The sequence below is a fragment of the Janthinobacterium sp. LS2A genome, assembly GCF_036543145.1.
GTDB lineage: Bacteria > Pseudomonadota > Gammaproteobacteria > Burkholderiales > Burkholderiaceae_D > Janthinobacterium > Janthinobacterium aestuarii.
On sequence record NZ_JAZHPB010000011.1, the window covers coordinates 49,196 to 70,919 of the forward strand.

Below are 21,724 nucleotides of genomic sequence, written 5' to 3' on the forward strand. Positions count from 1 at the left end.
GTCATTGCATTATCGTCCAATTCATGACTACCTATAGTTACAGTTATCGCATGTGCCTAAAGCATGTTGCCTAAATGAAACTGCCATCCGGCACTTCTGGTTTAAGATCCACATAGAAAACAAAAAGAGGAACATTGGTTATGGCAATTCCACAAAGCATGTTGTCGGTCGTCGCGCGCGACGAAGTGCATTTGCAGTTCAAGGTAAAGGCCGGCGTCGATATGCGGCAGTTGTTCAAGCTGCTGGGCAAGCTGTGGGAATCCGAAGTCACGGGTATCCTCGATCCCACCCTGAACCGCCACCATCAGTTGACGGGCGGCACGGCCAATGTGGTGCTGGGATTCAAGCCCGAGCTGTGGCGCGCCGCTTGCCCCGGCTGCGTGCCGGACAATATGGCGTCGTTCGCGCACGACCTGGTGGGCGCCAACGGCAAGACGGCGCCAGCCACCCAGCACGATTTCTGGGTCTGGATCACGCAGTCGAACGCGGCCAACCTGTACGACAGCATGCGCACGGCGCTCACTTTGCTGAGTCCGTTTGCAGAGCTGGCCAGTGAGCAGGTGTGTTTTCCGTATCACAATAACGTGACCTTCGACGGCTTTGCCGACGGCGTCGCCAATCCGAATCCGTTTCGTGCCAACGGCGTGGCCATCATTCCGGACGGCGAGGCGGGTGCGGGCGGCTCGACCGTGCTGCTGCAGAAATGGCGCATGGACGTGGAACGCCTGCGCGCCTTGCCCGTGCACGCGGCGGAGCAGGTGTGGGGCCGCACCAAGGCAGGCAGCCATGAATTGTCGCCGCTGCCCGTCGATTCCCACGTGGGCCGCAATCAGTTCATCCGCGATGGCGAGGAAGTCGATATCGTGCGCCGCAATGCCAATTACGCCAATGCCAGCGAGGCGGGTGTCATGTTTGTCGGTTTTTGCAAGGACATCACGGTGACCATGGGCATGCTGCGGCAAATGTACGGTGTAGGCTATGATGGCGTCACCAAGACGGACAGGCTGCTGGATTTTTCCACGGCGCTGTCGTCGGCGATCTATTTCGTGCCCAGCATCGATGCCTTGCTGGCCGTGGGTATTTCGCCGGCGGATCCCGGCTAAGGGCCGCCCCGGCGGTTCCGATTTTTACTTTTACTAGGAGTTTTTCATGCGTATTCGTCCCGCCACCTTGCTGTCCGCCCTGATCTTCGGCAGCGTCGTCTTCAGCGCTTCCGCCTCCGCCGTCGGCCTGGGTTTCCTGGCCGATACGCCGATGGCTTACCTGAACAAGAACGACAAGCCCGTCTTCGTCAAGGCCGTCACCGACGTGCTCAATGACAAGAAGGATGGCGAAACCGTGCAATGGAGTAATGAAGGCTTGCGCAATTCCGTGCGCATCGCCGCCGAAATCACGGCCAGCGACACGGAAAAAACGGATGCGCAAACGTGCCGCAAGGTGCAGGTAGCCTTGAGCGCCAAGGGCCAGGAACAGACGCTCAAGCTGAAGGTCTGCAAGGCCGGCGCGGCCGCGTGGAAAGTGGCGAAGAGCTGATCGTCCGTGTTGTTCCCTTGCCGGTTCTGCACCGGCAAGGTGCGACTTTCCTCTAGGTAAGTCTGGCAGCGGTTAGAATCACGCTTTACCCTCACTTTTCTCACCTGCATGCAGCAAAGTCGCCTCCTGTTTTTCCGCCTGGCCGGCCAGTTTCGCCGCTATGGCGCCATCGTTGCCGCCACCTTGCTGGCCGTGGGCGTGGCGTCCGCCACCGATGTGTTGTTAATCCGCCAGTTGCAAAACGTCGTCGACGCCATGCGTACGACGGCCAGCACGCAGGTCGCGCCCGCGTCCGGCGTGATGGGCATGCTGCAGGGCTGGGTCGACCGTTTCTTGCCGGCACAGGCGGGGCAGGTGGACTTGTGGGTGATTCCCGCCACCATCCTGGGCCTGGCCGTGCTGCGCATGGTGTCGAGCTTTGCCGGCGATTACGGTTCCGTCTGGCTATCGAGCCGGGTGCAGGCCGATTTGCGCGAAAAAATGTTCGCCACCATCATGCGCCTTCCCAGCCGCTTCTTCGACACCACCACCACCAGTTTGACGCAGTCGCGCGTGGCCTTCGACGCCAGTCAGGTGTCGCAGGCGGGCTTGAACGTGCTCAACGTGATGGTGCGCGATTCCGTCGCCACCGTCGGCTATTTGATCCTGCTGTTCAGCATCGACGTGAAACTGGCCCTGTTCTGCATGGCGTCGATGCCCATCGTGGCCATCGTCGTGACCCTGGCGGGACGCCGCATGCGCCATTTAAGCAAGAGTTCGCAGCAAGCCGTGGGCGAGCTGACGTCCGTGCTCGACGAAAGCATCGCCGGCCAGCGCGTCGTGAAAATCTTCGGCGGCCAGGATTACGAACAGGCGCGCTTCGTCGACGTCGTCAAGCGCAACCGCCAGCTGGCCGTCAAGCACGCGGCCACGTCGGCAATGAATTCCGGCTTCATCATGATGCTCGTCGGTATTACCCTGTCGTCCGTGATCTATTTCGCCATGCTGCGCGCGCAAAGCGGCGCCATCACGCCAGGGGCCTTCGTTGCCTTCATGGGCGCCTTGATGGCCATGCAGTCGCCGATCAAGAATTTGACGAAGATCAATGAGCCGCTGCAACGGGGTTTGGCGGCGGCCGAGTCCGTTTTCGGCCTGATCGATACGCCGCTGGAACCGGACCCGGGCACAGTGGCCCCGGCGGCCGTGCAGGGCAATTTGTCCTTGCAGAACGTGCAGTTCCGCTACAACAGCGACGATCCCGATGCGCCCACGGCCTTGAGCGATATCACGCTCGACATCCGCGCCGGCGAGACGGTGGCCCTGGTGGGCGGTTCCGGCGGCGGCAAGACGACCTTGCTGGGCCTGCTGCCGCGCTTCTACGACGTCAGCGGCGGCCAGATCCTGCTCGACGGCGTCGACGTGCGCGACTACGCCTTGCTGGCCCTGCGGCGCCAGTTCGCCCTCGTCAGCCAGGATGTGATTTTGTTCAACGACACGATGGCGGCGAACATCGCCTACGGCGACCCGGCCCCGGACCAGGCCCGCATCGAAGCGTCGGCGCGCGCCGCCTATGCGCATGACTTCATCATGCAACTGCCGCAAGGCTACTCCACCCAGGCGGGGCAGAACGGTTCACGCCTGTCGGGCGGACAACGCCAGCGCCTGGCGATCGCGCGCGCCCTGTACAAGGACGCGCCGATTTTGCTTCTGGACGAAGCGACCAGCGCGCTCGATACGGAGTCGGAGCGCTCGGTGCAGGCCGCGCTGGAAGTGCTGATGCGCAACCGCACCACCATCGTCATCGCGCACCGTTTGTCGACCATCGAAAGCGCCGACCGCATCGTCGTCATGCAGGGCGGGCGCTTGGTGGAATCGGGCAGCCATGGGGATTTGCTGCAGCAGGGCGGCGCGTATGCGCGCCTGCATGCGAGCCAGTTGTCGCCCGTCAAGGACAGCGTGGGCTGAGGTGTGGCGCGCCAGCGCATCCGCCGGGCCGGAGCCGGACCAGCAGGTCCGTCCCGGCCTTTTTTCATGGGGCGGCAATCGTGCCCATGGCGCACGGTGCTTGCCTTTATGATGGTGGCCGCAAAGCAACATGAACAATGGAACAACATGAAAAATCGACAAACGATGCGCTGGCTGCTGGCCGCCGCGCTGTGCGCAGCCTTGCCGCTGGCGGCGCAGCAGCAGGCAGCGCCAACGCCAACCCTACAGGAGGAAGACCAGACTATGTATCTGGATGAAAATTTTATGCCAAGCAACCAGCGCCGCGCCACCTATGCGCTGCGTACGCCGCCCGTGCGCGACGAGGCGCTGGGCGCCTGGCATGTGCGGCTCGAATTTCCCGACACGCCGGGCGTGCTGGCCTTTGAAACCTATGCCACCGACCTGGACTTGAGCCAGGTGAAGTTCGTGCGCTTTCGCAAGTACTACTACGAGAATGGCCAGCTGCTGCGCGAAACCTATTTCAATGACCATGGCGAGGAGCTGCTCGGCGGCTGCGTGTACTTTGAAAACGGCCAGGTCAAGCAGAAGGTGACGGCGCTGCCGAATGGGCGCGACAGCATCTCGGAAACGTATCACGAGAATGGCCAGCTGATGAGCCGCATCTTGTATCACGGCGACGAGATGGCCGATGGCGAGCACGTGTCGTATGGCGCGAACGGGGCCGTCAGCAGCCGCTCGTATCAACGCAATGGCAAGATGGATGGTGTGCAGGAATCGTTTTATGCCGATGGCAAGATGTTCCGGAAGGGGCGGTATGTCGATGGCCAGCGCGAGGGCGAGTTTGTCACGTATGCCGAGGACGGCAAGGTGCTGGCCAAGACTGTCTGGGTGCACGGCCAGCCCGACGACTGGTCGTTTGAAAGCCATGGCAATGGCGTCATGTCGAACAAGACGCTGTACCAGAAAGGCGCCGTGCTCAGCTTGCAAACGTGGGGCCCGAATGGCCGGCCCGTGTTTGCCTGGCAGAAAGACGCGCAGGGGCGTGACCACGGCGATACAACGGAATGGCATGCCAACGGCGTGCGCGCCAGCGTGACCCCGTTCGTCAAAGGTCAGCGCCACGGCTTGCTGCAAACCTGGTACAGCGACGGCAGCCTGCGGCAGATCGTGCCGTACGAGCACGGCAAGAAGCACGGCATCGAGCGCCACTGGGACAAGGCCGGCAAGCTGGTGCTGGAACAGGCATGGCAGGATGGCCAGCCAGTGACAGGCAGTTAGTTCCGCGCCGCCATTGCAGGTATCATGTACGGATTCCGGCCCGCCAGCAGGCGCGAAGCCGGCGGGATAACTGGAGGCAATGGTGGCGGAAGCGGAAGTATCGGCGATAGCCAGGGCGCAGGGCATGGCCTTGCAAAACATGCGCGTCGTCATGCGCGCGGCGCAGCGGCATTCGGCGCAGATCGAGAAGCAATGCGGTGTGTCGGGCGCGCAATTGTGGGTGATGCAGGAATTGCTGGAGCGGCCGGGCCTGCGCATGGGCGAGCTGGCCGGCAAGATGTCGATCCACCAGACGACGGCCAGCAACCTGGTCGAGGCACTGGTGAAAAAATCCTATGTGCGCAAGGCGCGCGACCAGCCCGACCAGCGCGTGGTGACCCTGACCCTGACGGCGGAAGGGCAGGCCGTGATCGCCGGCGCACCGCAGCCGGCGCGCGGCTTGCTGCCCAGCGCCCTGGCCCAGCTGGACGCTGCCAGCCTGGCCCACCTGAACCAGGGTTTGAGTGCCTTGCTGGCCGTCGTCGCCCCCGATGATACGCAGGCGGGCATGCAGCCGTTTCCGTTTACGATGTAGTTTCCCGGCCCGTCGGCTGTAGCGGCAGCCGCTGCAACTGCAGCTGCGCCAGCGCCCCGTACAACGGTTCGCTCAGCACGCGCGAGACCGTGCTGGCCACGACGGCGCAGGCCATCAGGCTCAGCACCATGCCGTGGCCGTCGACCATTTCCATGACAATGATAAACGCCGTCAGCGGCGCCTGCGTGGCGGCGGCCAGGAAGCCCACCATGCCCAGCGCAATCAGGGCCGGCGCATGCGGGTAGTGCAGCAGCACGGCGATATCGTGGCCGATGCCGGCGCCGATGGCCAAGGAGGGCGCGAAAATGCCTGCCGGCACGCCCGACCACACGGTCAGCCACGTCGCCACGTATTTGAAAGCAACAAAGGCGGGCGCTACGTCGGACGAGCCTTCCAGCATGGCGCGCGTGGCCACGGTGCCGCTGCCGAACGTGGCGCCATGGCTGGCGATGCCGATGGCCGCCACCAGCACACCGCAGACGGCGGCGAACAGCACGGGCCGGCCTTTTCTCCACGCAGACAATTTTCCCAGCGGATTGCCCCGGGCGGACGCCAGCAGCAGCCGCGCAAACAGGCCGCCCGCCACGCCCGCGACCAGAGTGACGAGTAAACCCGGCAAGGCCAGCGCCAGGCCGATGGGTCCCGGGTGGATGATGCCGAAGTGGGTGGCGTTGCCGTGGATGGACACGGCCATCATGCCGGCCAGCACGATACCTGCGACGATGAGGCCGCTGTTGCGCTGCTCGGGCGAGCGTGACAATTCTTCGATGGCAAACATGACGCCGGCCAGCGGCGTGTTGAAGGCAGCCGCGATGCCGGCCGCGCCGCCGGCCACCAGCAGGGAATGGGCGCTCACCTGCGAGTGACGGGGCAGCCAGCGGCGCGCGGCCAGCATCACGCCGGCGGCGATCTGCACGGACGGTCCTTCGCGCCCCAGCGACAATCCGCCCAGCAAGCCGCCCGCCGTCAGGACGATTTTCGCGGCGCTGAGTTTCAGCGACACGAACAGCGAGCGCTGCTCGGGCGCCACGGCCGGGTCCAGCGTCGCCATCACTTGCGGGATGCCGGAACCAGCCGCGCCCATCGCGTAGCGGCGCGTCAGCCAGACGAGCAGGGCGGCGCAGGCCGGCGTCCACAGCAGGGCGAACCACCAGGCCTTGCCGTTAAAAAAGAGAAACAGGTCCAGCGCTTCCTCCGCCAGCCACGTAAAGCCGACGACGACGAGCCCCGCGATGGCGGCCATGCCGACGACGACGGCGCGCGACCACCACAGGCGCGGGTTGGCAAATTCATGCTTGAAGGCAGAGGGAATATCGTGCAAGTGCTTCATTGCGGCAAGTCCAGGAAGGGGCGCGCAGGGCGTCGGGGAGACTTGCCATTATATAGATGTATTTGCTCAAATGTATTTGAGCCTCATCTTCCGTGGGCGGCTGACAACAGTATGTCTGTTTCGGCCAGGAAATCGACGAGCGCCCGTACTTTCGGCGCCAGGTGCGGCCCGGATGGCCACAGCAGCCAGCAACTGTGGGCCGGATGCCCGGTGATTGCGTAGTCCCTCAGCACTTCGATGAGGCTGCCGTCGTCGATGGCGGAGCGCACATAAAAGTCGGGCAGCCAGGCGATGCCCAGGCCTTGCCGGGCGAAGTGCAGCCGCGCTTCGACGTTGTTGCAGACCATGGACAGTGGCAAATCCGGCGCCGGCGCCTCGGCTTGCTGGCGCAGCTGCCACTGTTCGACCTTGCCGCTGTGGCGGAAGCGGTAGTGCAGGCAGGCATGTTGTTGCAGTTCAAGGGGATGGCTGGGCGTGCCGTGGCGCGCCAAGTAGGCGGGCGAGGCCACGAGGCAGGAGCGGAACTGGCCCAGCTTGCGGGCGGCCAGGCGCGAATCGCGCGGTGCGCCGATGCGGATGACGGCGTCGAAACCATCGCCGACGACATCGGCCAGCGCGTCCGAAAAGTCCAGGTCGAGGGCGATGGCTGGGTGTCGTTGGGAAAAATCAGCCAGCGCGGGCAGGAAAACGCTGCCCAGTTCCGGCAAGCCCAGGCGCAGGCGGCCGCGCGGCGCCAGCGTGCCCGCCAGTTCCTCCTGCGCCGCCTGCATTTCCGCCAGGATGCGTTCGCTGCGCGCGAGGAACAGCTTGCCTTCCGCCGTCAGGCTCAGCTGACGCGTGCTGCGCTGGAACAGGCGCGTGCCCAGCCGCTGCTCGAGCCGGGCCAGGCTCTTGCTGACGGCCGATGGCGAAATGCCGGCCTGGCGCGCGGCGGCGACAAAGCTGCCCGCCTGCGCCAGTTGCACGAACAGAGCCACGCCGGAGAGATTATCGATGTCTTGCATGATTCATGACAGTTTGGTCAGGTGTGAAACGCATTGAAGCATATTTCTCTTTCTCGCGTGGCTGCTTACCATGGGGTTTTGACCTGCTGGAGCAAGCAATGAAGATGATTGGTTTCAAGAAAGGAAGCAGTGTGGACGAACAAGGCGGCCTGTTCGACATGGAAGGCCCGATGCCCGTGCCCGGCCCGCGCGACGTGCTGGTGCAGGTGCGCGCCGTCGGCGTCAATCCGCTCGATACCAAAGTGCGCGCGGGGCTGGTGACGGTACCCGATGCCGTCACGACTCTGGGCTGGGATGCGGCCGGCGTCGTGCATGCGGTGGGCAGCGAAGTGACCCTGTTCGCGCCGGGGCAAGCCGTGTATTACGCGGGTTCGTTCGACCGCGCGGGCGCGAATGCCGAATATCACCTGGTCGATGAGCGCATCGCGGGGCGTATGCCGGCGACCCTGGACTTTGCGCAGGCGGCCAGCGTGCCGCTGGCGGCGCTGACGGCGTGGCAGCTGCTGTTCGAGCGTTTTGCCATCGCGCCTGGCGACAGGCAGGAGCGGGGCAGCCTGTTGGTGCTGGGCGGCGCGGGCGGCGTCGGCTCGCTGCTGATCCAGCTGGCGCGCCAGCTGACGGGTTTTACGGTGATTGCCACGGCCTCGCGCGGCGACAGCGGCGACTGGTGCCGCGCCATGGGCGCGCACCACGTGATCGACCATACACAACCGTTGTCGGCGCAGGTGGCGGCATTGAACGTGGCGCCCGTGCGCCATATCGCGGCGCTGTCGCACACGGCGCAACATATCGCGCAACTGGTGGAGCTCATCGCGCCGCACGGCAAGCTGGCCGTCATCGACGACCACGATGTTTTCGATGCGGCGTCGCTGAAGGGCAAGAGCATCTCCTTGCACTGGGAAATGGTGTTTACGCGGCCTTTGTTTGCCACCGAAGACATGATCGAGCAGCACCGCATCCTGAACCGCGTGGCGCGGCTGCTGGACGAGGGCGTGCTGCGCCATACGCTGCGGCAGCGCTTGTCGCCGATGAACGCGGCCACCTTGCGGCGCGCGCATGCGCTGCTGGAGCGGGGCGGGCAGCCGGGCAAGATCGCCGTCAGCGGCTGAACGGGTTTACACGAACAGCTCGCGCCGCGCGCTCTGGCTGATGGCGATGGTGGCCGGGTGGCGCAAGCGCCGTTCCGTGGTGATCGCATACACCTGCTCGACGAGGCTATCGACCCGGCCCAGCGCCACCACGGCGTATTGCTCGCACACCTGGGGCGCGATGACGGTAGGGGCGAAGAACAGGCCGGCGCCGGACTGGCCGAAGGCCTTCATCATGGCGCTGTCGTCGAACTCGCCGACGATGCGCGGGTGCAGATTATTGTCGCCGAGCCACTGCAGCAAGCGCCCGTAGATGGCGAAGTCTTCGCCGGGCAGCAGCAGCGGCGCGCCGTCCAGGCATTGCGGGAAGCCGCCGTTCAGCGTGGCGGCCAGGGCTGGCGTGCCGAACAGGGTCATGCCGCTTTCGCCCAGTAAATGGTTAAAGCCGCGCACGCTCAAGTGGGCCGGCATGGGACGGTCCGCCATGATCAGGTCGAGCCGGTGCACGGCCAGGTCCGCCAGCAGGCTGGCCAGCCGGCCTTCGCGGCAAATGATGCGCAGCGGCTCGGCCAGTCCCAGCGCCGGTTCCACGAGGCGGCAGGCGATCAGTTTCGACACGGAATCGGCGCAGCCCACGCGGAAGGTCGTCGTTGTCGTACGCGACTGGTCGCGCACGATTTCCAGCAATTCATCGCCCGTGTTGAAAATGCTTTCGGCATGGCTGAGGATGCGCCGGCCCGTGTCCGTCAATTCCAGCTGGCGCCCGCTGCGGCGGAACAGTTCCACGCCCAGGGTGTCGGCAAACTCGCTGAGCTGGCCGGAAATCGATTGCGGCGTCAGGTGTAGCTGCTCGGCCGCGCGCGCGATGCTGCCCGTCTTGGCCACCATCCAGAAATAGCGCAAGTGCTTGAAGTTGAGTGTCGACATGGTTTTTCCCGGGGGATTAATGCATCGAGTTTTTCGATGTATTCTTAAATTATATTCGATTTGTTCGATGTTTATATTCGGACTATGATGGCTGCTCAATTCATGCAAGGAGAGTGTCATGGACTTCTGGATACAAACAGACAGTTGCGGAGGCCGCCGATGAACGGCCTGGAAAGTATTGCGACGGCACCCATGTGGGCCGGCTTCATCGCCTTTGTCCTGGTGATGCTGGCGCTGGACTTGTTCGTCTTTGGCGGCAACAAGGCACACAAGGTCAGCGTCAAGGAAGCGGCGACGTGGTCGCTCGTGTGGGTCAGCCTGGCCCTGCTGTTCAACGGCGGGCTGTGGTGGTATCTGAACGGCACGGCCGGTCCTGAGATCGCCAACCAGAAGGCGCTGGAGTTTTTCTCCGGCTACCTGATCGAGAAAGCCCTGTCGGTCGATAACGTGTTCGTCTTCCTGCTGATCTTCAGCGCCTTCCAGGTGCCGATCCAGTACCAGCGCCGCGTGTTGATCTATGGCGTGCTGGGCGCGATCGTCATGCGCGCCGTGATGATCATGGCCGGTGCGTGGGTAGTGAGCGAGTTCAGCTGGGTGCTGTACCTGTTCGGCGCCTTCCTGCTGGTGACCGGTATGCGCATGCTGGTGGCTGCCGATGCGGAACCGGACGTGGCGAACAACCCCGTGCTGCGCTTTGCCCGCCGCCACTTGCGGGTGGCCGACGGCGACCACGGCGAGCGTTTCTTCGTGGCAAAGGGTGGCTTGCGCTATGTCACGCCGCTGTTCCTCGTGCTGATCCTGATCGAGGTGACGGACCTGGTCTTCGCGGTGGACTCGATCCCGGCGATTTTCGCCATCACGACGGACCCGTTCATCGTCTTCACGTCGAACCTGTTCGCCATCATGGGATTGCGTGCCCTGTACTTCCTGCTGGTGGACGTGGCTGACCGCTTCCACATGCTCAAGTATGGCCTGGCGATGGTGCTGGTGTTCATCGGCGCCAAGATGCTGATCATGCCGTGGTACCACGTGCCGGTGGAAGCGTCGTTGCTGGTGGTGGCGGTCCTGATCGTGTCGAGCTGCGTGGCCAGCGTGTTCATCACCCGCAGCGACAAGAAGTAAATGCCGTACCGCGCGCCCTGCAATGGCGGGGCGCGCTTTTTAAACTGACAATGGAAAGTGAACTATGCGTACCTATGCAATGAACAGTCCCCAGGCAGCGGGACGTATCCTGGCCCTGATGATGGTGGTCGATGGCAACCTGGCCAGCGCCGAGCTGCAAGCGATGCATCGCAGCAAGATCCTTGAGCATATCGACCTTGAGCCGGCCGCCTTCCAGCAATTGCTGCAAGACCTGTGCGACGACATGCTGACGTCGACCGTGCATGGCGCCGTGCAACTGGCCAATGGCGTGATCGACAGCCTGCTTGATGAAATCACCGAGCCGGACTTGCGCCGCCAGCTGCTGCAAGCCATGTGGAAGATCGCCGATGCGGACGACTGGCTGGCCGATGGCGAAGCCGTCTTGCTGGCCCGCGCCAGCGCGGCGTGGTCGGCGGAAACGAACTTCCGCCGGCATGCGGCGTAATTACTGCGCCTTGTGCCCCATGGCAATGACGGCGGCGCCGGCCAGGGCCAGGCCCACGCCGGCGATGTCGGTCCAGGCGGGCGTGACGCCGTCCACCAGCCACAGCCAGCCCAGCGCCGTGGCGATGTAGATGGCGCCATACGTGGCATACACGCGCCCGCTGGCGGCCGGATGCAAGGTCAGAAGCCACACGAAGACCAGCAGGCTGAGGGCGGCCGGCACCAGCAGCCAGGCGCTGCCCTTGTTGCTCAGCCATAGCATGGGCAGGTAGCAGCCCAGCAGTTCGGCCACGGCCGTGACGGTAAACAACCCGAAAGTGCGGGCAAGACTGGTCCATTCGATGGTGTCGTTCATGCTATTCCTGTTATGCGGTCAGCCGACATTGTAGACGGGCATCTGTCAATTCAGTTGCAGGGCGACATACAGCAGCAGGCGGTCATCCGTGTCGTCCAGGTCCAGCCCCGTCAGTTCGGCGATCTTCTGCAGCCGGTAATCGAGCGTGTTGCGGTGGATGTGCAGGGCCCTGGCCGTGGCCATCGGGTGGCTGTGGTGGCGGAACCAGGCGGCCAGGGTGCGCATCAGGGTGCCCGACTTGCGGTCGTGCGCCTGCAGACGGGCCAGGGTCTGGCGCAATTGCTCGGCCTGCCAACCCGCTTGCAGGCCGGACAGCAGCACGGGCAGGCTCAGTTCCAGATAGGAAAAAGTAGTGTGCCCGCCATCGCGGGTGCGGCCCACGCGCGCCGTCTGCTTCGCCGATTCATACGAAGCCGTGGCGCCATCGAGGCCCGGCAAGGCCACGCCCATGGCCAGGGTGGCCGGTGGCGTGAGCGCCTGCTGTGCCACCTGGTGCAGTTCGAGCAGGCGCTCCCTGGCTTGCGCCGCGCGCGCCTGCTGCGGGCCGCTGGCGGGAAAGGCGTCGAGCAGCACCAGTTCGCCCGGCGAGACGACGGCCATCAGCAGGGAAGGCCAGCGGGCCGACAGGTCGGACTGCACTTGCTGCAGCTGCGTCAGCACCTGGTCGAGCCGCTCGCCCGGGCCTTCGCCCGCATCCGGTATTTCCAGCACGAACATGGCGCGCGGCACGCGCAAATCGACCGCCAGGCGCGCCGCCCACGCCTGCATGCTGGCGTCCGAAATGCCCGTGCGGTAGACGAGCTGGGACACGAATTCCTCGCGGTAGCGCTTTTCATGCTGCAACTCGCTGACCAGCCGCGCCTGCTCCAGCATCATTTCCGCCATGGCCCGCACCAGTTCGCCGAACTGGCGCACGGCATCTGGCTCGCCCGTCAGGCCCAGCACGCCGCAAATCTCGCCGCGCACGGTCAGGGGCAGGTTGATGCCGGCCCGCGTGCCCGGCAGCCTGGCCATGTCGGCCGCGCCGATTTCCACGCTGGCGCGCCGGGCCAGCGCCAGTTGCGCACCCGGATGCAGGTCGCCCACGCGCTGCGGATCGCCGCTGGCCAGGATCACGCCGCGCGCATCGATGACGTTCACGCTGAAGGGAATGATGTGCATGGTGCGCCGGACGATGTCTTGCGCCAGGGGAAGGTCAATATTCGGCATGGGTGGTCCGTCTTGTGCATTTGCATGGAATCATCGTATCAAACACCATATTTCTTCATGCATCCGCACGATGACTGTTTCTGCCGGCGATTGTACGATGGGCTGGCCGTATCCCATAAAAAAATAGTCAGGAGACACCCATGACCATCCATCCAGGCGCCAGCCTGTCCGCCGGCGCGTCCGCGCAGGACCACGTGCGCGAAGGCGCCTACCGCAAGGTCACCTTGCATCTGATCCCCTTCATCTTCATCTGCTACCTGTTCAATTACCTGGACCGCGTGAATGTCGGCTTTGCCAAGCTGCAAATGCTCGATGCGCTGCAATGGAGCGAAAGCGTGTACGGCCTGGGCGCCGGCATTTTCTTCATCGGCTACGTGGCCAGTGGCGTGCCCAGCAATCTGCTGCTGCACCGGCTGGGCGCGCGCAAGGTCATCGGTACCCTGATGATCGCCTGGGGCATCGCCTCGGCCTGCCTGATGTTCGTCACCACGCCGGCCGCGTTCTATTCGCTGCGCTTCATCACGGGCGTGTTCGAGGCGGGCTTCTTCCCCGGCATCGTGCTGTACTTTACGAACTGGTATCCCGCGTCGCGCCGGGGCCGCATCATGGGCCTGTTCATGTCGGCCATCCCCATTTCCGGCTTGCTGGGCAGCCCCTTGTCGGGCTGGATGATGCAATCGTTCGCGGGCCACGGCGGCCTGGCCGGCTGGCAATGGATGTTCCTGCTGCAGGGCATACCCACCGTGCTGCTGGGCTTTCTCGTGTACGTGCTGCTGAACGACGGCATCGCCCAGGCGAAGTGGCTCAATACCGAAGAAAAGCAGCTGCTGCGCGCCGACCTTGACGAGGACGAACGCCAGCGCCGCAACGGCGCGAATACGGCCGACACCTTCGCCAGCGTGCTGCGCAACAAGCATGTGTGGATGCTGGGCCTCGTGTATTTCTGCATCCAGATGGGCGTGTACGCGATCAACTTCTGGCTGCCCAGCATCGTCAAGTCGCTCGGTTTCGCCAGCCCCGTGGCCGTGGGCTGGGTCAGCGCCATTCCCTACCTGTGCGCCAGCATCTTCATGATCTGGGTAGGCCGTTCGGCCGACAAGCACAAGGAACGCCGCTGGCATTTGAGCGGCCCTTTGCTGATGGCGCTGTGCGGCTTGCTGCTGGCGACACAGGCGCATGGCAACGTGGTCGTCGCCCTGATCGGCCTGTCGCTGGCGACCATGGGCGCGCTGTCCGGCCTGCCCATGTTCTGGCCCTTGCCGACGGCGTTTCTCGGTAGCGCCGCGGCGGCCGGCGGCCTGGCGCTGATCAATTCGCTGGGCCAGGTGGCCGGTTTCGTCAGCCCCTTCCTCGTCGGCTGGATCAAGGATGCGACGGGCGGCACCGACGTGGCCCTGTATATTCTTTCCGCAGTGATGCTGCTGGGCGCCATACTGGTGCTGCGCGTTCCCGCGCGCATCGTTAATCGCTAAGTGAACCGCTGATCGAACCGGAGGAATTGACCATGATGACGACCCTGCCACCGCCACCGCGCGCCTTGCTGCAAGCCATGTTTCAGGCCGCCATCGCCGCAGCCCAGCCATCGCACTGCATACCGCCCCATCTGCCGCCCGCGCCCAAGGGCCGGCTGATCGTCATCGGCGCCGGCAAGGCGTCGGCCGCCATGGCGCAAGCCGTGGAGCGGCACTGGCCGGGGCCGCTGTCGGGCCTCGTCGTCACGCGCTATGGCTATGCCGTGCCATGCGAACGCATCGAGATCGTCGAAGCGTCGCATCCCGTGCCCGATGCGGCCGGCATGGACGCGGCGCGGCGCATGCTCGAGCTGGTCGGCAATTTGCACGCTGACGATACCGTGCTGTGTCTGATTTCGGGCGGTGGCTCGTCGCTGCTGGCCTTGCCACTTGACGGCATCAGCCTGGAAGACAAGCAGGCGCTGAACCGCGCGTTGCTGGCGTCGGGCGCCACCATCGGCGAAATGAATTGCGTGCGCCGCCATTTGTCCGCCATCAAGGGCGGGCGCCTGGCGGCCGCCTGCCATCCGGCGCAAGTGGTGACCCTGGCCATTTCCGACGTGCCTGGCGACAAGCTCGGTGACATCGCATCCGGCCCCACGGTGGGCGACGCCACGACGTGCGACGATGCGCTGGCCATCGTGCGCCGCTATGGCATGGACTTGCCGGACAGCATACGAAAGACCCTGGAAAGCGGGCGCGGCGAATCCGTGAAACCCGATGACCCACGGCTGGCGCGCACGCGCACGACCCTGATCGCCACGCCGCAGATGGCCCTGGAAGCGGCGGCCGACGTGGCGCGCGCGGCCGGCATCACGCCGTATATCCTGGGCGACAGCCTGGAAGGCGAGGCGCGCGACGTGGGCAAGGTGATGGCCGGCATCGCGCTGCAAACGGCCTCGCGGGGCCAGCCGTTTCCCGCCCCGTGCGTGCTGCTGTCGGGCGGAGAAACGACGGTCACCGTGCGCGGCAACGGGCGCGGCGGGCGCAACGTGGAATTCCTGCTGGCGCTGGGCATCGCGCTGGACGGGCACGAGGGCATCCACGCGCTGGCCGGCGACACGGATGGCGTCGACGGCCAGGAAGACATCGCCGGCGCGGTCCTGGCGCCCGACACCCTGCAACGGGCCTGGGCGCAAGGCATCAAACCGCACGACAGCCTGGACAACAACGATGGACACGGCTTCTTCCAGGCGCTGGGAGATAGCGTGATCACTGGCCCGACCTTGACCAACGTCAATGATTTCCGGGCCATTTTGATTACCTGATTAATTAAAACCTTCCAGCACGATCTTGCCCTTCGCCGTATTACTTTCCAGCAGGGCGTGCGCGCGTTTCAGGTTTGCCGCGTTGATCGTGCCGAAGCGTTCGGCCAGGGTGGTCTTGATGATACCAGCATCGACCAGCTGCGCCAGTTCCTCGAGCAATTCGTGCTGCTTGATCATATCTGGCGTCTGGAACAGCGAACGGGTAAACATCAGTTCCCAGTGCAGCGACACGCTCTTGCCCTTGAACTTGCGCACGTCGATGTGCTCGGGGTCGTCGATCAGGGCGAACTTGCCCTGCGGCGCGATCAGTTCGACGATTTGCTCGAAATGCTTGTCGGTCTGGTTCAGGCTGATCACATAATCGACGGGCGGCAAACCCAGGCGCGTGATTTCCTGCGCCAGCGGCAAGCTGTGATCGATCACGTGGTGGGCGCCCAGTTCCTTGACCCAGTCCGCCGTTTCCGCGCGCGAGGCCGTGCCGATGATGGTGACGCCCGTCAGTTGCCGCGCCAGTTGCACGAGCACGGAACCGACGCCGCCGGCCGCGCCGATCACCAGCAGCGACTTGCCGGTGAGATTCTTGTCGCGGCTGATCTGCAGGCGGTCGAATAGCAGTTCCCAGGCCGTAATGGCGGTCAAGGGCAGGGCTGCGGCCGGGGCGAAATCGAGGCTGGCCGGCATGTGGCCGACGATGCGCTCGTCGACCAGCTGGAATTCGCTGTTGCTGCCGGGACGGTTGATGGCGCCCGCATACCAGACTTTATCTCCGACTTGGAACAGGCTCACGTCGGGGCCGACGGCGGTGACGACGCCGGCCGCATCCCAGCCCAGTACTTCCGGCTGGCCGTCTTTCGGCGCGCGGTTCTTGCGCACCTTGGTATCGACGGGGTTGACGGAAATGGCCTTGACGGCGACGAGCAGGTCGCGCCCCGTGGCGGCGGGCACGGGCAGCTCGATGTCGAGCAGGGCGTCGGCATCCGTGATGGGCAGGCTGTGGTGGTAGGCGATGGTTTTCATGTGCTTCCTTTGGTAAAACAGTGATGGAGTAGGCGTAGGTCGGAATAGGTCCGAAGGACCGTAATCCGACACCATTGTTGGCGTGGCCATAGGGGCTTGACGTATCATGGCCATTTTCTCGCCCTGGAAACAGGGGGCGCGTACCGAAACACTTTCAAAGGAATGCTGAAAATTGCTGCGACTCGATGACTTGCAGGTGTTTGTGCGCACGGCCGACCGCGGCAGTTTGTCGGCGGCCGCGCGCGAGATCGGCATTTCGCCCGCGCTGGCCAGCGCCGCCGTCAAGCGCCTGGAAGGGGAGCTTGGCTTGCGCCTGCTGGCCCGCACGACCCGTTCGCTGAGCCTGACGGTGGAAGGCACGCAATACCTGGAACACGCGCGCGAAGCCTTGCGCCTGCTGCGCGCCGGCCACGATGCGCTGCTGGCCGGCAAGGACAGTTTCGGCGGAACCTTGAAAATTGCCATGCCCTCGGACCTGGGCCGCAATCTGATGCTGGGCTGGCTCGATGAATTCCAGTCGCGCCATCCGAAACTGCAATACCAGCTCAGCGTCAGCGACCGGGTGGCCGACATGGTGCGCCAGCAAGTTGATGTGGCCATCCGCTATGGCCAGCAGGACGATTCGAGCATGGTCGCCATGCCCATCGCGCCCGCCAACAACCGGGTGCTGGTGGCGTCGCCCGCCTACCTGCGCGAACATGGACCCCTGCTGGTGCTGGAAGACTTGTCGCAGCGCAATTGCCTGCGCTTCGCGCTGGAAGACGGCTTGCACGACCGCTGGACCTTTTACCGCCTGCCGCAGCGCGAGCAGGTGACGATAGCCGTGAGCGGCAACCGCAGCGCCGACGATGCCGACCTGGTGCGCCGCTGGGCCGTGGCAGGCCTGGGCATCGCCTACAAGTCGCGGCTCGACGTGTCCGGCGACGTGGCCGCCGGCCGCCTGCACGTGCTGCTGCCCGAGGTGGCGGGCGAGGCCGCGCCCTTGCAACTGCTGTGCATGCACCGGGCGCAGGTGACGCCGCTGGTGCTGCAGCTGCGCGATTTCCTGCGCGACAAGTGCGCGGAATTGCACAAATAACATTATTGATTACAACTCGTTGCAAATGGCAATCATGCGCAGGTCAACCTGGGCGTACCCTCAGGCATTCTGGTTGAAACCGCTTGAAGGACCGCCATGACCCCCAACCGACTGTTGCCGACAACCCTGATTTCCCTGCTGTTGCTGGCCGGCTGCACCGCCACCGGACCTGCCGTCCAGGCCGATCATCGCGCGCAGACCAGTTCCGCGCAAGACATTGCCCTGCTGGAAAGGGTCAGCTGGGGCGTGAACGCCGGCAGCGCGCGCCAGATGCAGGCGCAAGGCTGGCAGCGTTATCTGCAGGCGCAATTGCACCCGGGTAAAGCCAGCCTGCCATCCGCCGTGCAGGCCCAGATCGACGCCATGACGATCAGCCAGGTGCCCCTCGATCAGCTCGTCATGTCCGTGGAGCAAAAGCGCAAGGAGTCGGCTGCCGTCATGGACGACATGGCCAAGCAGCAGGCGCAAAAGGATTACCAGCAAGAACTCAACCGTCTGGCGCGCGAAGCGGCCACGCGTTCGCTATTGCTTGACGTGTATTCGCCGAATCAGCTGCAGCAGCAGCTGAGCTGGTTCTGGCTCAACCATTTCAGCGTACACCAGGGCAAGCACAACTTGCGCGCCATGGTCGGCGATTACGAGGCGAACGCCATCGCGCCGCACGCGCTGGGAAAATTCCGCGACTTGCTGGGCGCGACCGTCCACCATCCGGCCATGCTGCGCTATCTGGACAATGAAGCCAATGCCGCCAAGCGCATCAATGAAAACTATGCGCGCGAGCTGATGGAACTGCACACCCTGGGCGTGAACGGCGGCTATAGCCAGACGGACGTGCAGGAACTGGCGCGCATCTTGACCGGCGTGGGCGTGAACCTGGGGCCGGATACGCCGAAGGTGAAACCGGCGCTGCAGTCGCAATACGTGCGCCGGGGCTTGTTTGAATTCAATCCGAACCGCCACGATTACGGCGACAAGCAATTCCTCGGGCAAACGGTGAAGGGCCGGGGTCTGGCCGAGCTCGATGAAGCGCTGGATCGTTTGAGCCGCAGTCCCGCCACCGCCCATTTCATCAGCGGCAAGCTGGCCCAGTATTTCGTCGGCGACAATCCGCCCGCGCCTCTGGTGGCGCGCATGGCGGCCACCTTCCAGCAGAGCGACGGCATGATCGCCGACGTGCTGCAAACCATGTTCAACAGTCCCGAATTCAAGCAGTCGCTGGGGAAGAAATTCAAGGACCCCATGCATTACGTGGTGTCGGCCGTGCGCCTCAGCTATGACGACAAGCCCATCCTGAATGCGGGCCCGATGCTGAGCTGGCTCTCGCGCATGGGCCAGCCCCTGTACGGGCGCCAGACGCCGGACGGTTATCCTCTGACGGACGCTTCCTGGGCCAGCCCAGGCCAGATGACGACGCGCTTCGATATCGCCCGCACCATCGGCTCGGGCAGCGCCGGCCTGTTCAAGACGGATGGCCCGCAGCCGCAGGAAAAGGTGGCGTTTCCCCAACTGGCCAGCGCCCTGTATTACCAGTCGCTGCAGCCGACCTTGAGCCCGGCCACGCGGCAGGCCCTGGAGCAGGCCGCTTCGCCGCAGGAGTGGAATACCTTCCTGCTCTCGTCGCCCGAAATGATGCACCGCTGAAAGGAATTGTCATGAACCGTCGTGACTTGTTGAAAGCCCTGGCCGCCGCGCCGTTGTTGTCGCATGCGGGCAGCTTGCTGGCCGCGCCCGCCACAAATGCGAAGCTATTGTTCGTCTTTTTGCGCGGCGGCTATGACGCAAACAATCTGCTGGTGCCCATCGGCAGCGATTTTTACTATGCCTCGCGGCCGAATATCGCCATCGCGAAACCGGGCGAGGAAAACGGCGCGCTGGCCTTGACGACCGACTGGGCCCTGCATCCGGCCTTGCGCGAAACCATCTATCCCATGTTTATGGGTGGCGAGGCGGCCTTCATTCCGTTTGCGGGCACGACGGATTTGACGCGCAGCCACTTCGAGACGCAGGACAGCATCGAGCTGGGACAGGAACTGGGCGGGCGCCGCGATTTCCGCTCGGGCTTTTTGAACCGGCTGGCGCAAAGCCTCAATAAGCAGCAAGGCAATCACGCCATTTCCTTCACGGACCAGCTGCCGCTGATCTTTCAAGGCGGCGTACAGGTACCGAACATGGCGCTGCGCTCGGTGGGCAAGTCGGGCATTGATGCGCGTCAAAGCCAGGTCATCGCCGCTATGTACCGGGGCACGCCCCTGCAGCAACCGGTCAGTGCGGGCTTTGCCGTGCGCGACGATGTGACGAAGGAATTGACGGGCGAGATGCAGGCGGCCAACCGCAACGCCATCAGTACCAAGGGATTTGAACTGGAGGCGCAGCGTATCGCCCGCTTGATGAAGGACAAATACAACCTGGGCTTCGTCGACGTGGGCGGCTGGGATACGCACGTGGGGCAGGGCGGCGCGAACGGCTACCTGGCGGGGCGATTCGATGAGCTGGGGCGTGGCCTGGCCGCGTTCTCGCAGGAAATGGGCAGCGAGTGGCGCAATACCGTCGTCGTCGTGGTCAGCGAATTTGGCCGCACCTTCCGCGAAAACGGCAACCGCGGCACGGACCATGGCCACGGCAGCGTGTTCTGGGTGTTGGGCGGCGGCATCAAAGGCAAGCAGGTGGCGGGCGAACAGGTGGCGATTTCGCAGGCGACGCTGTTCCAGAACCGCGACATGCCCGTGCTCAATGAATACCGTGCCGTGCTGGGCGGCTTGCTGCGCCGCACCTTCGGCTTGACCCCCGCGCAGCTTGACCACGTGTTTGCCGGCGTCAAGCCTGCGGAACTGGGCCTCGTCTAAAGCGGAATGCCGCCGTGTTACGCTACGCCTGCGCAACCGGCGCGTAGCCAATACTGGCGCTCCATGGCGCCGGGCACGAATGGAGTGGCATGAACGATACCCAGCGCGATATTGTCAGCGCAGGCTTTTCCCTGGCCTTGATCGCCGTGACGGCGTTCGTCATGCAGCGTTTCTTTTTGCCGCTCGTGTGGGCCGGCATCCTGTGCGTGGCGACCTGGCCCCTGTACCTGCGCGCGCGCGCGGCCCTGGGGCAGCGCCCCATCGTGGCGGCGGCCGTGCTGACCCTGGCGTTCGCCTGCATCTTCATCATTCCCGTGCTGTTCGGCGTGGCGCAGGCGACGCGCGAAGTGCCCGTGCTGGCCAATTTCGTCGTGCATGCGAATACGGACGGCTTGCCCGTGCCGGACTGGGTGGCGCATATTCCGCTGGCCGGCAGCGCCATCGGCGACTGGTGGCAAGCGACCTTGAGCCAGCCCCACGGCCTCGGCCACTTCTTTGCGGGCAGCGCCGTGGGCGGCTTTCATTCCGCGCGCGACATGCTCAAGGTGCTGGGCGCGGACGTGTTCCACCGCCTGGTCGATTTTGGCCTGGCGTTTTTATGCCTGTTTTTCTTCTACAAGGATGGCGAAGCGCTGACGCGCCAGATCACGGCCGTCGGCAGCCATTTCCTGCGCCCCGAACGGTGGGGCCGCTATGCGCAAAAAATTCCCACCGCCATCCGCGCGACCGTCAACGGCCTGGTGCTGGTGGGCCTGGCCGAAGGCGTGCTGATCGGCATCGCCTACGCCATCGCCGGCTTGCCGTCGCCGGCCCTGTGGGCCTTTGCCACGGGCATCCTGGCCATCATCCCGTTCGGCGCGCCGCTCGCTTATCTGTGTGCGGCCGCCTTGCTGGTCTTCCAGGGCAGTGTGGGCGCCGCCATCGGCGTAGCCGCGTGGGGCACCGTGGTGCTATTCGTGGCCGACCATTTCGTGCGCCCCGGCATGATCGGCAACGCCACCCGCTTGCCTTTCCTGGCCGTACTGTTCGGCATTCTGGGCGGCGTGGAAACCCTGGGCCTCGTGGGCCTGTTCATCGGCCCCGTCGTGATGGTGCTGTTCGTCACGCTTTGGTACGAAGCGAACGTGTTTGACACGACGCTGCCAGTGCAAACACCTGCCAGCCCGGCCGCACCGGAACGCACACAGTAATGAGGG

20 protein-coding genes are annotated in these 21,724 nt (G+C 64.4%); 14 read left to right on the top strand and 6 right to left on the bottom strand.

Annotated features, from left to right (window positions below):
* The first annotated feature begins 140 nt into the window (after window positions 1-140).
* From V3C40_RS24995 to V3C40_RS25015, 5 genes are all read left to right on the top strand, one after another.
* On the top strand, window positions 141-1,103 hold the full coding sequence (locus tag V3C40_RS24995; RefSeq protein WP_331778804.1) for a Dyp-type peroxidase: 963 nt from the start codon (window positions 141-143) through the stop codon (window positions 1,101-1,103).
* A gap of 46 nt (window positions 1,104-1,149) precedes the next feature.
* Window positions 1,150-1,533: a hypothetical protein gene (locus V3C40_RS25000; protein ID WP_034759028.1), complete on the top strand. Its 384-nt coding sequence runs from the start codon at window positions 1,150-1,152 to the stop codon at window positions 1,531-1,533.
* Window positions 1,534-1,641: 108 nt separating this feature from the next.
* Window positions 1,642-3,477: a lipid A export permease/ATP-binding protein MsbA gene (msbA, locus tag V3C40_RS25005; protein WP_070304123.1), complete on the top strand. Its 1,836-nt coding sequence runs from the start codon at window positions 1,642-1,644 to the stop codon at window positions 3,475-3,477.
* A gap of 147 nt (window positions 3,478-3,624) precedes the next feature.
* Window positions 3,625-4,737, top strand: a complete 1,113-nt coding sequence (locus tag V3C40_RS25010) for a toxin-antitoxin system YwqK family antitoxin (protein WP_331778805.1) — start codon at window positions 3,625-3,627, stop codon at window positions 4,735-4,737.
* Window positions 4,738-4,861: 124 nt separating this feature from the next.
* Window positions 4,862-5,311 carry a MarR family winged helix-turn-helix transcriptional regulator gene (locus V3C40_RS25015; protein WP_257620499.1) on the top strand — a complete coding sequence of 150 codons (450 nt, stop codon included), beginning with the start codon at window positions 4,862-4,864 and terminating at the stop codon, window positions 5,309-5,311.
* Here V3C40_RS25015 and V3C40_RS25020 read toward each other — a convergent pair.
* Both V3C40_RS25020 and V3C40_RS25025 read right to left on the bottom strand, forming a co-directional pair.
* The gene (locus V3C40_RS25020; protein WP_070304120.1) at window positions 5,301-6,641 is read right to left on the bottom strand and encodes a chloride channel protein; all 1,341 of its coding nucleotides are present in this window, start codon (window positions 6,639-6,641) and stop codon (window positions 5,301-5,303) included. The two genes, V3C40_RS25015 and V3C40_RS25020, sit on opposite strands and share 11 nt — an antisense overlap.
* 83 nt (window positions 6,642-6,724) lie before the next feature.
* On the bottom strand, window positions 6,725-7,645 hold the full coding sequence (locus tag V3C40_RS25025; protein ID WP_331778806.1) for a LysR family transcriptional regulator: 921 nt from the start codon (window positions 7,643-7,645) through the stop codon (window positions 6,725-6,727).
* A 98-nt stretch (window positions 7,646-7,743) separates the two neighbouring features.
* On the opposite strand from V3C40_RS25025, the gene V3C40_RS25030 reads away from it, so the two are divergent.
* On the top strand, window positions 7,744-8,754 hold the full coding sequence (locus V3C40_RS25030) for a zinc-binding alcohol dehydrogenase family protein (RefSeq protein ID WP_442907312.1): 1,011 nt from the start codon (window positions 7,744-7,746) through the stop codon (window positions 8,752-8,754).
* Between the two features lie 6 nt (window positions 8,755-8,760).
* Here V3C40_RS25030 and nhaR read toward each other — a convergent pair whose 3' ends face one another.
* On the bottom strand, window positions 8,761-9,660 hold the full coding sequence (gene nhaR, locus V3C40_RS25035; protein ID WP_319993257.1) for a transcriptional activator NhaR: 900 nt from the start codon (window positions 9,658-9,660) through the stop codon (window positions 8,761-8,763).
* Window positions 9,661-9,819: 159 nt separating this feature from the next.
* Here nhaR and V3C40_RS25040 point away from each other — a divergent pair, with 159 nt between their 5' ends.
* Both V3C40_RS25040 and V3C40_RS25045 read left to right on the top strand, forming a co-directional pair.
* Window positions 9,820-10,782 (top strand): TerC family protein, encoded by a 963-nt coding sequence (locus V3C40_RS25040; protein ID WP_072456397.1) that lies wholly within the window; start codon window positions 9,820-9,822, stop codon window positions 10,780-10,782.
* 64 nt (window positions 10,783-10,846) lie between these two features.
* Entirely contained in the window at window positions 10,847-11,248 is a 402-nt protein-coding gene (locus V3C40_RS25045; RefSeq protein ID WP_034759008.1) for a tellurite resistance TerB family protein, read from the top strand.
* On the opposite strand, the gene V3C40_RS25050 is transcribed toward V3C40_RS25045, so the two are convergent.
* On the bottom strand, window positions 11,249-11,602 hold the full coding sequence (locus V3C40_RS25050; protein WP_070304116.1) for a YnfA family protein: 354 nt from the start codon (window positions 11,600-11,602) through the stop codon (window positions 11,249-11,251).
* A 45-nt stretch (window positions 11,603-11,647) separates the two neighbouring features.
* Window positions 11,648-12,811 (bottom strand): sugar diacid recognition domain-containing protein, encoded by a 1,164-nt coding sequence (locus V3C40_RS25055; RefSeq protein ID WP_331778807.1) that lies wholly within the window; start codon window positions 12,809-12,811, stop codon window positions 11,648-11,650.
* 146 nt (window positions 12,812-12,957) lie between these two features.
* On the opposite strand from V3C40_RS25055, the gene V3C40_RS25060 reads away from it, so the two are divergent.
* Both V3C40_RS25060 and V3C40_RS25065 read left to right on the top strand, forming a co-directional pair.
* A complete protein-coding gene (locus V3C40_RS25060; protein ID WP_331778876.1) occupies window positions 12,958-14,283 on the top strand; it encodes an MFS transporter in 1,326 nt (441 codons plus the stop codon).
* Between the two features lie 32 nt (window positions 14,284-14,315).
* Window positions 14,316-15,590 (top strand): glycerate kinase type-2 family protein, encoded by a 1,275-nt coding sequence (locus tag V3C40_RS25065; RefSeq protein ID WP_442907313.1) that lies wholly within the window; start codon window positions 14,316-14,318, stop codon window positions 15,588-15,590.
* Here V3C40_RS25065 and V3C40_RS25070 read toward each other — a convergent pair whose 3' ends face one another.
* The gene (locus tag V3C40_RS25070) at window positions 15,591-16,607 is read right to left on the bottom strand and encodes a zinc-binding alcohol dehydrogenase family protein (protein WP_331778808.1); all 1,017 of its coding nucleotides are present in this window, start codon (window positions 16,605-16,607) and stop codon (window positions 15,591-15,593) included.
* A gap of 172 nt (window positions 16,608-16,779) precedes the next feature.
* Between V3C40_RS25070 and V3C40_RS25075 the strand changes: the two genes are divergently transcribed.
* The 4 genes from V3C40_RS25075 (at window position 16,780) to V3C40_RS25090 (ending at window position 21,718) form a co-directional block, all read left to right on the top strand.
* Window positions 16,780-17,685 (top strand): LysR family transcriptional regulator, encoded by a 906-nt coding sequence (locus tag V3C40_RS25075; protein ID WP_331778809.1) that lies wholly within the window; start codon window positions 16,780-16,782, stop codon window positions 17,683-17,685.
* A 96-nt stretch (window positions 17,686-17,781) separates the two neighbouring features.
* On the top strand, window positions 17,782-19,326 hold the full coding sequence (locus tag V3C40_RS25080; protein WP_331778810.1) for a DUF1800 domain-containing protein: 1,545 nt from the start codon (window positions 17,782-17,784) through the stop codon (window positions 19,324-19,326).
* Window positions 19,327-19,337: 11 nt separating this feature from the next.
* On the top strand, window positions 19,338-20,528 hold the full coding sequence (locus tag V3C40_RS25085) for a DUF1501 domain-containing protein (protein WP_331778811.1): 1,191 nt from the start codon (window positions 19,338-19,340) through the stop codon (window positions 20,526-20,528).
* An 89-nt stretch (window positions 20,529-20,617) separates the two neighbouring features.
* Window positions 20,618-21,718 (top strand): AI-2E family transporter, encoded by a 1,101-nt coding sequence (locus tag V3C40_RS25090; RefSeq protein ID WP_331778812.1) that lies wholly within the window; start codon window positions 20,618-20,620, stop codon window positions 21,716-21,718.
* Window positions 21,719-21,724: the final 6 nt, after the last annotated feature.

Coding starts and splice junctions, on each gene's coding strand:
- V3C40_RS24995 (WP_331778804.1), top strand. CDS start 141: ATGGCAATTCCACAAAGCATGTTGTCGGTCGTCGCGCGCGACGAAGTG.
- V3C40_RS25000 (WP_034759028.1), top strand. CDS start 1,150: ATGCGTATTCGTCCCGCCACCTTGCTGTCCGCCCTGATCTTCGGCAGC.
- msbA (WP_070304123.1), top strand. CDS start 1,642: ATGCAGCAAAGTCGCCTCCTGTTTTTCCGCCTGGCCGGCCAGTTTCGC.
- V3C40_RS25010 (WP_331778805.1), top strand. CDS start 3,625: ATGAAAAATCGACAAACGATGCGCTGGCTGCTGGCCGCCGCGCTGTGC.
- V3C40_RS25015 (WP_257620499.1), top strand. CDS start 4,862: ATGGCCTTGCAAAACATGCGCGTCGTCATGCGCGCGGCGCAGCGGCAT.
- V3C40_RS25020 (WP_070304120.1), bottom strand. CDS start 6,641: ATGAAGCACTTGCACGATATTCCCTCTGCCTTCAAGCATGAATTTGCC.
- V3C40_RS25025 (WP_331778806.1), bottom strand. CDS start 7,645: ATGCAAGACATCGATAATCTCTCCGGCGTGGCTCTGTTCGTGCAACTG.
- V3C40_RS25030 (WP_442907312.1), top strand. CDS start 7,744: ATGAAGATGATTGGTTTCAAGAAAGGAAGCAGTGTGGACGAACAAGGC.
- nhaR (WP_319993257.1), bottom strand. CDS start 9,660: ATGTCGACACTCAACTTCAAGCACTTGCGCTATTTCTGGATGGTGGCC.
- V3C40_RS25040 (WP_072456397.1), top strand. CDS start 9,820: ATGAACGGCCTGGAAAGTATTGCGACGGCACCCATGTGGGCCGGCTTC.
- V3C40_RS25045 (WP_034759008.1), top strand. CDS start 10,847: ATGCGTACCTATGCAATGAACAGTCCCCAGGCAGCGGGACGTATCCTG.
- V3C40_RS25050 (WP_070304116.1), bottom strand. CDS start 11,602: ATGAACGACACCATCGAATGGACCAGTCTTGCCCGCACTTTCGGGTTG.
- V3C40_RS25055 (WP_331778807.1), bottom strand. CDS start 12,811: ATGCCGAATATTGACCTTCCCCTGGCGCAAGACATCGTCCGGCGCACC.
- V3C40_RS25065 (WP_442907313.1), top strand. CDS start 14,316: ATGATGACGACCCTGCCACCGCCACCGCGCGCCTTGCTGCAAGCCATG.
- V3C40_RS25070 (WP_331778808.1), bottom strand. CDS start 16,607: ATGAAAACCATCGCCTACCACCACAGCCTGCCCATCACGGATGCCGAC.
- V3C40_RS25080 (WP_331778810.1), top strand. CDS start 17,782: ATGACCCCCAACCGACTGTTGCCGACAACCCTGATTTCCCTGCTGTTG.
- V3C40_RS25085 (WP_331778811.1), top strand. CDS start 19,338: ATGAACCGTCGTGACTTGTTGAAAGCCCTGGCCGCCGCGCCGTTGTTG.
- V3C40_RS25090 (WP_331778812.1), top strand. CDS start 20,618: ATGAACGATACCCAGCGCGATATTGTCAGCGCAGGCTTTTCCCTGGCC.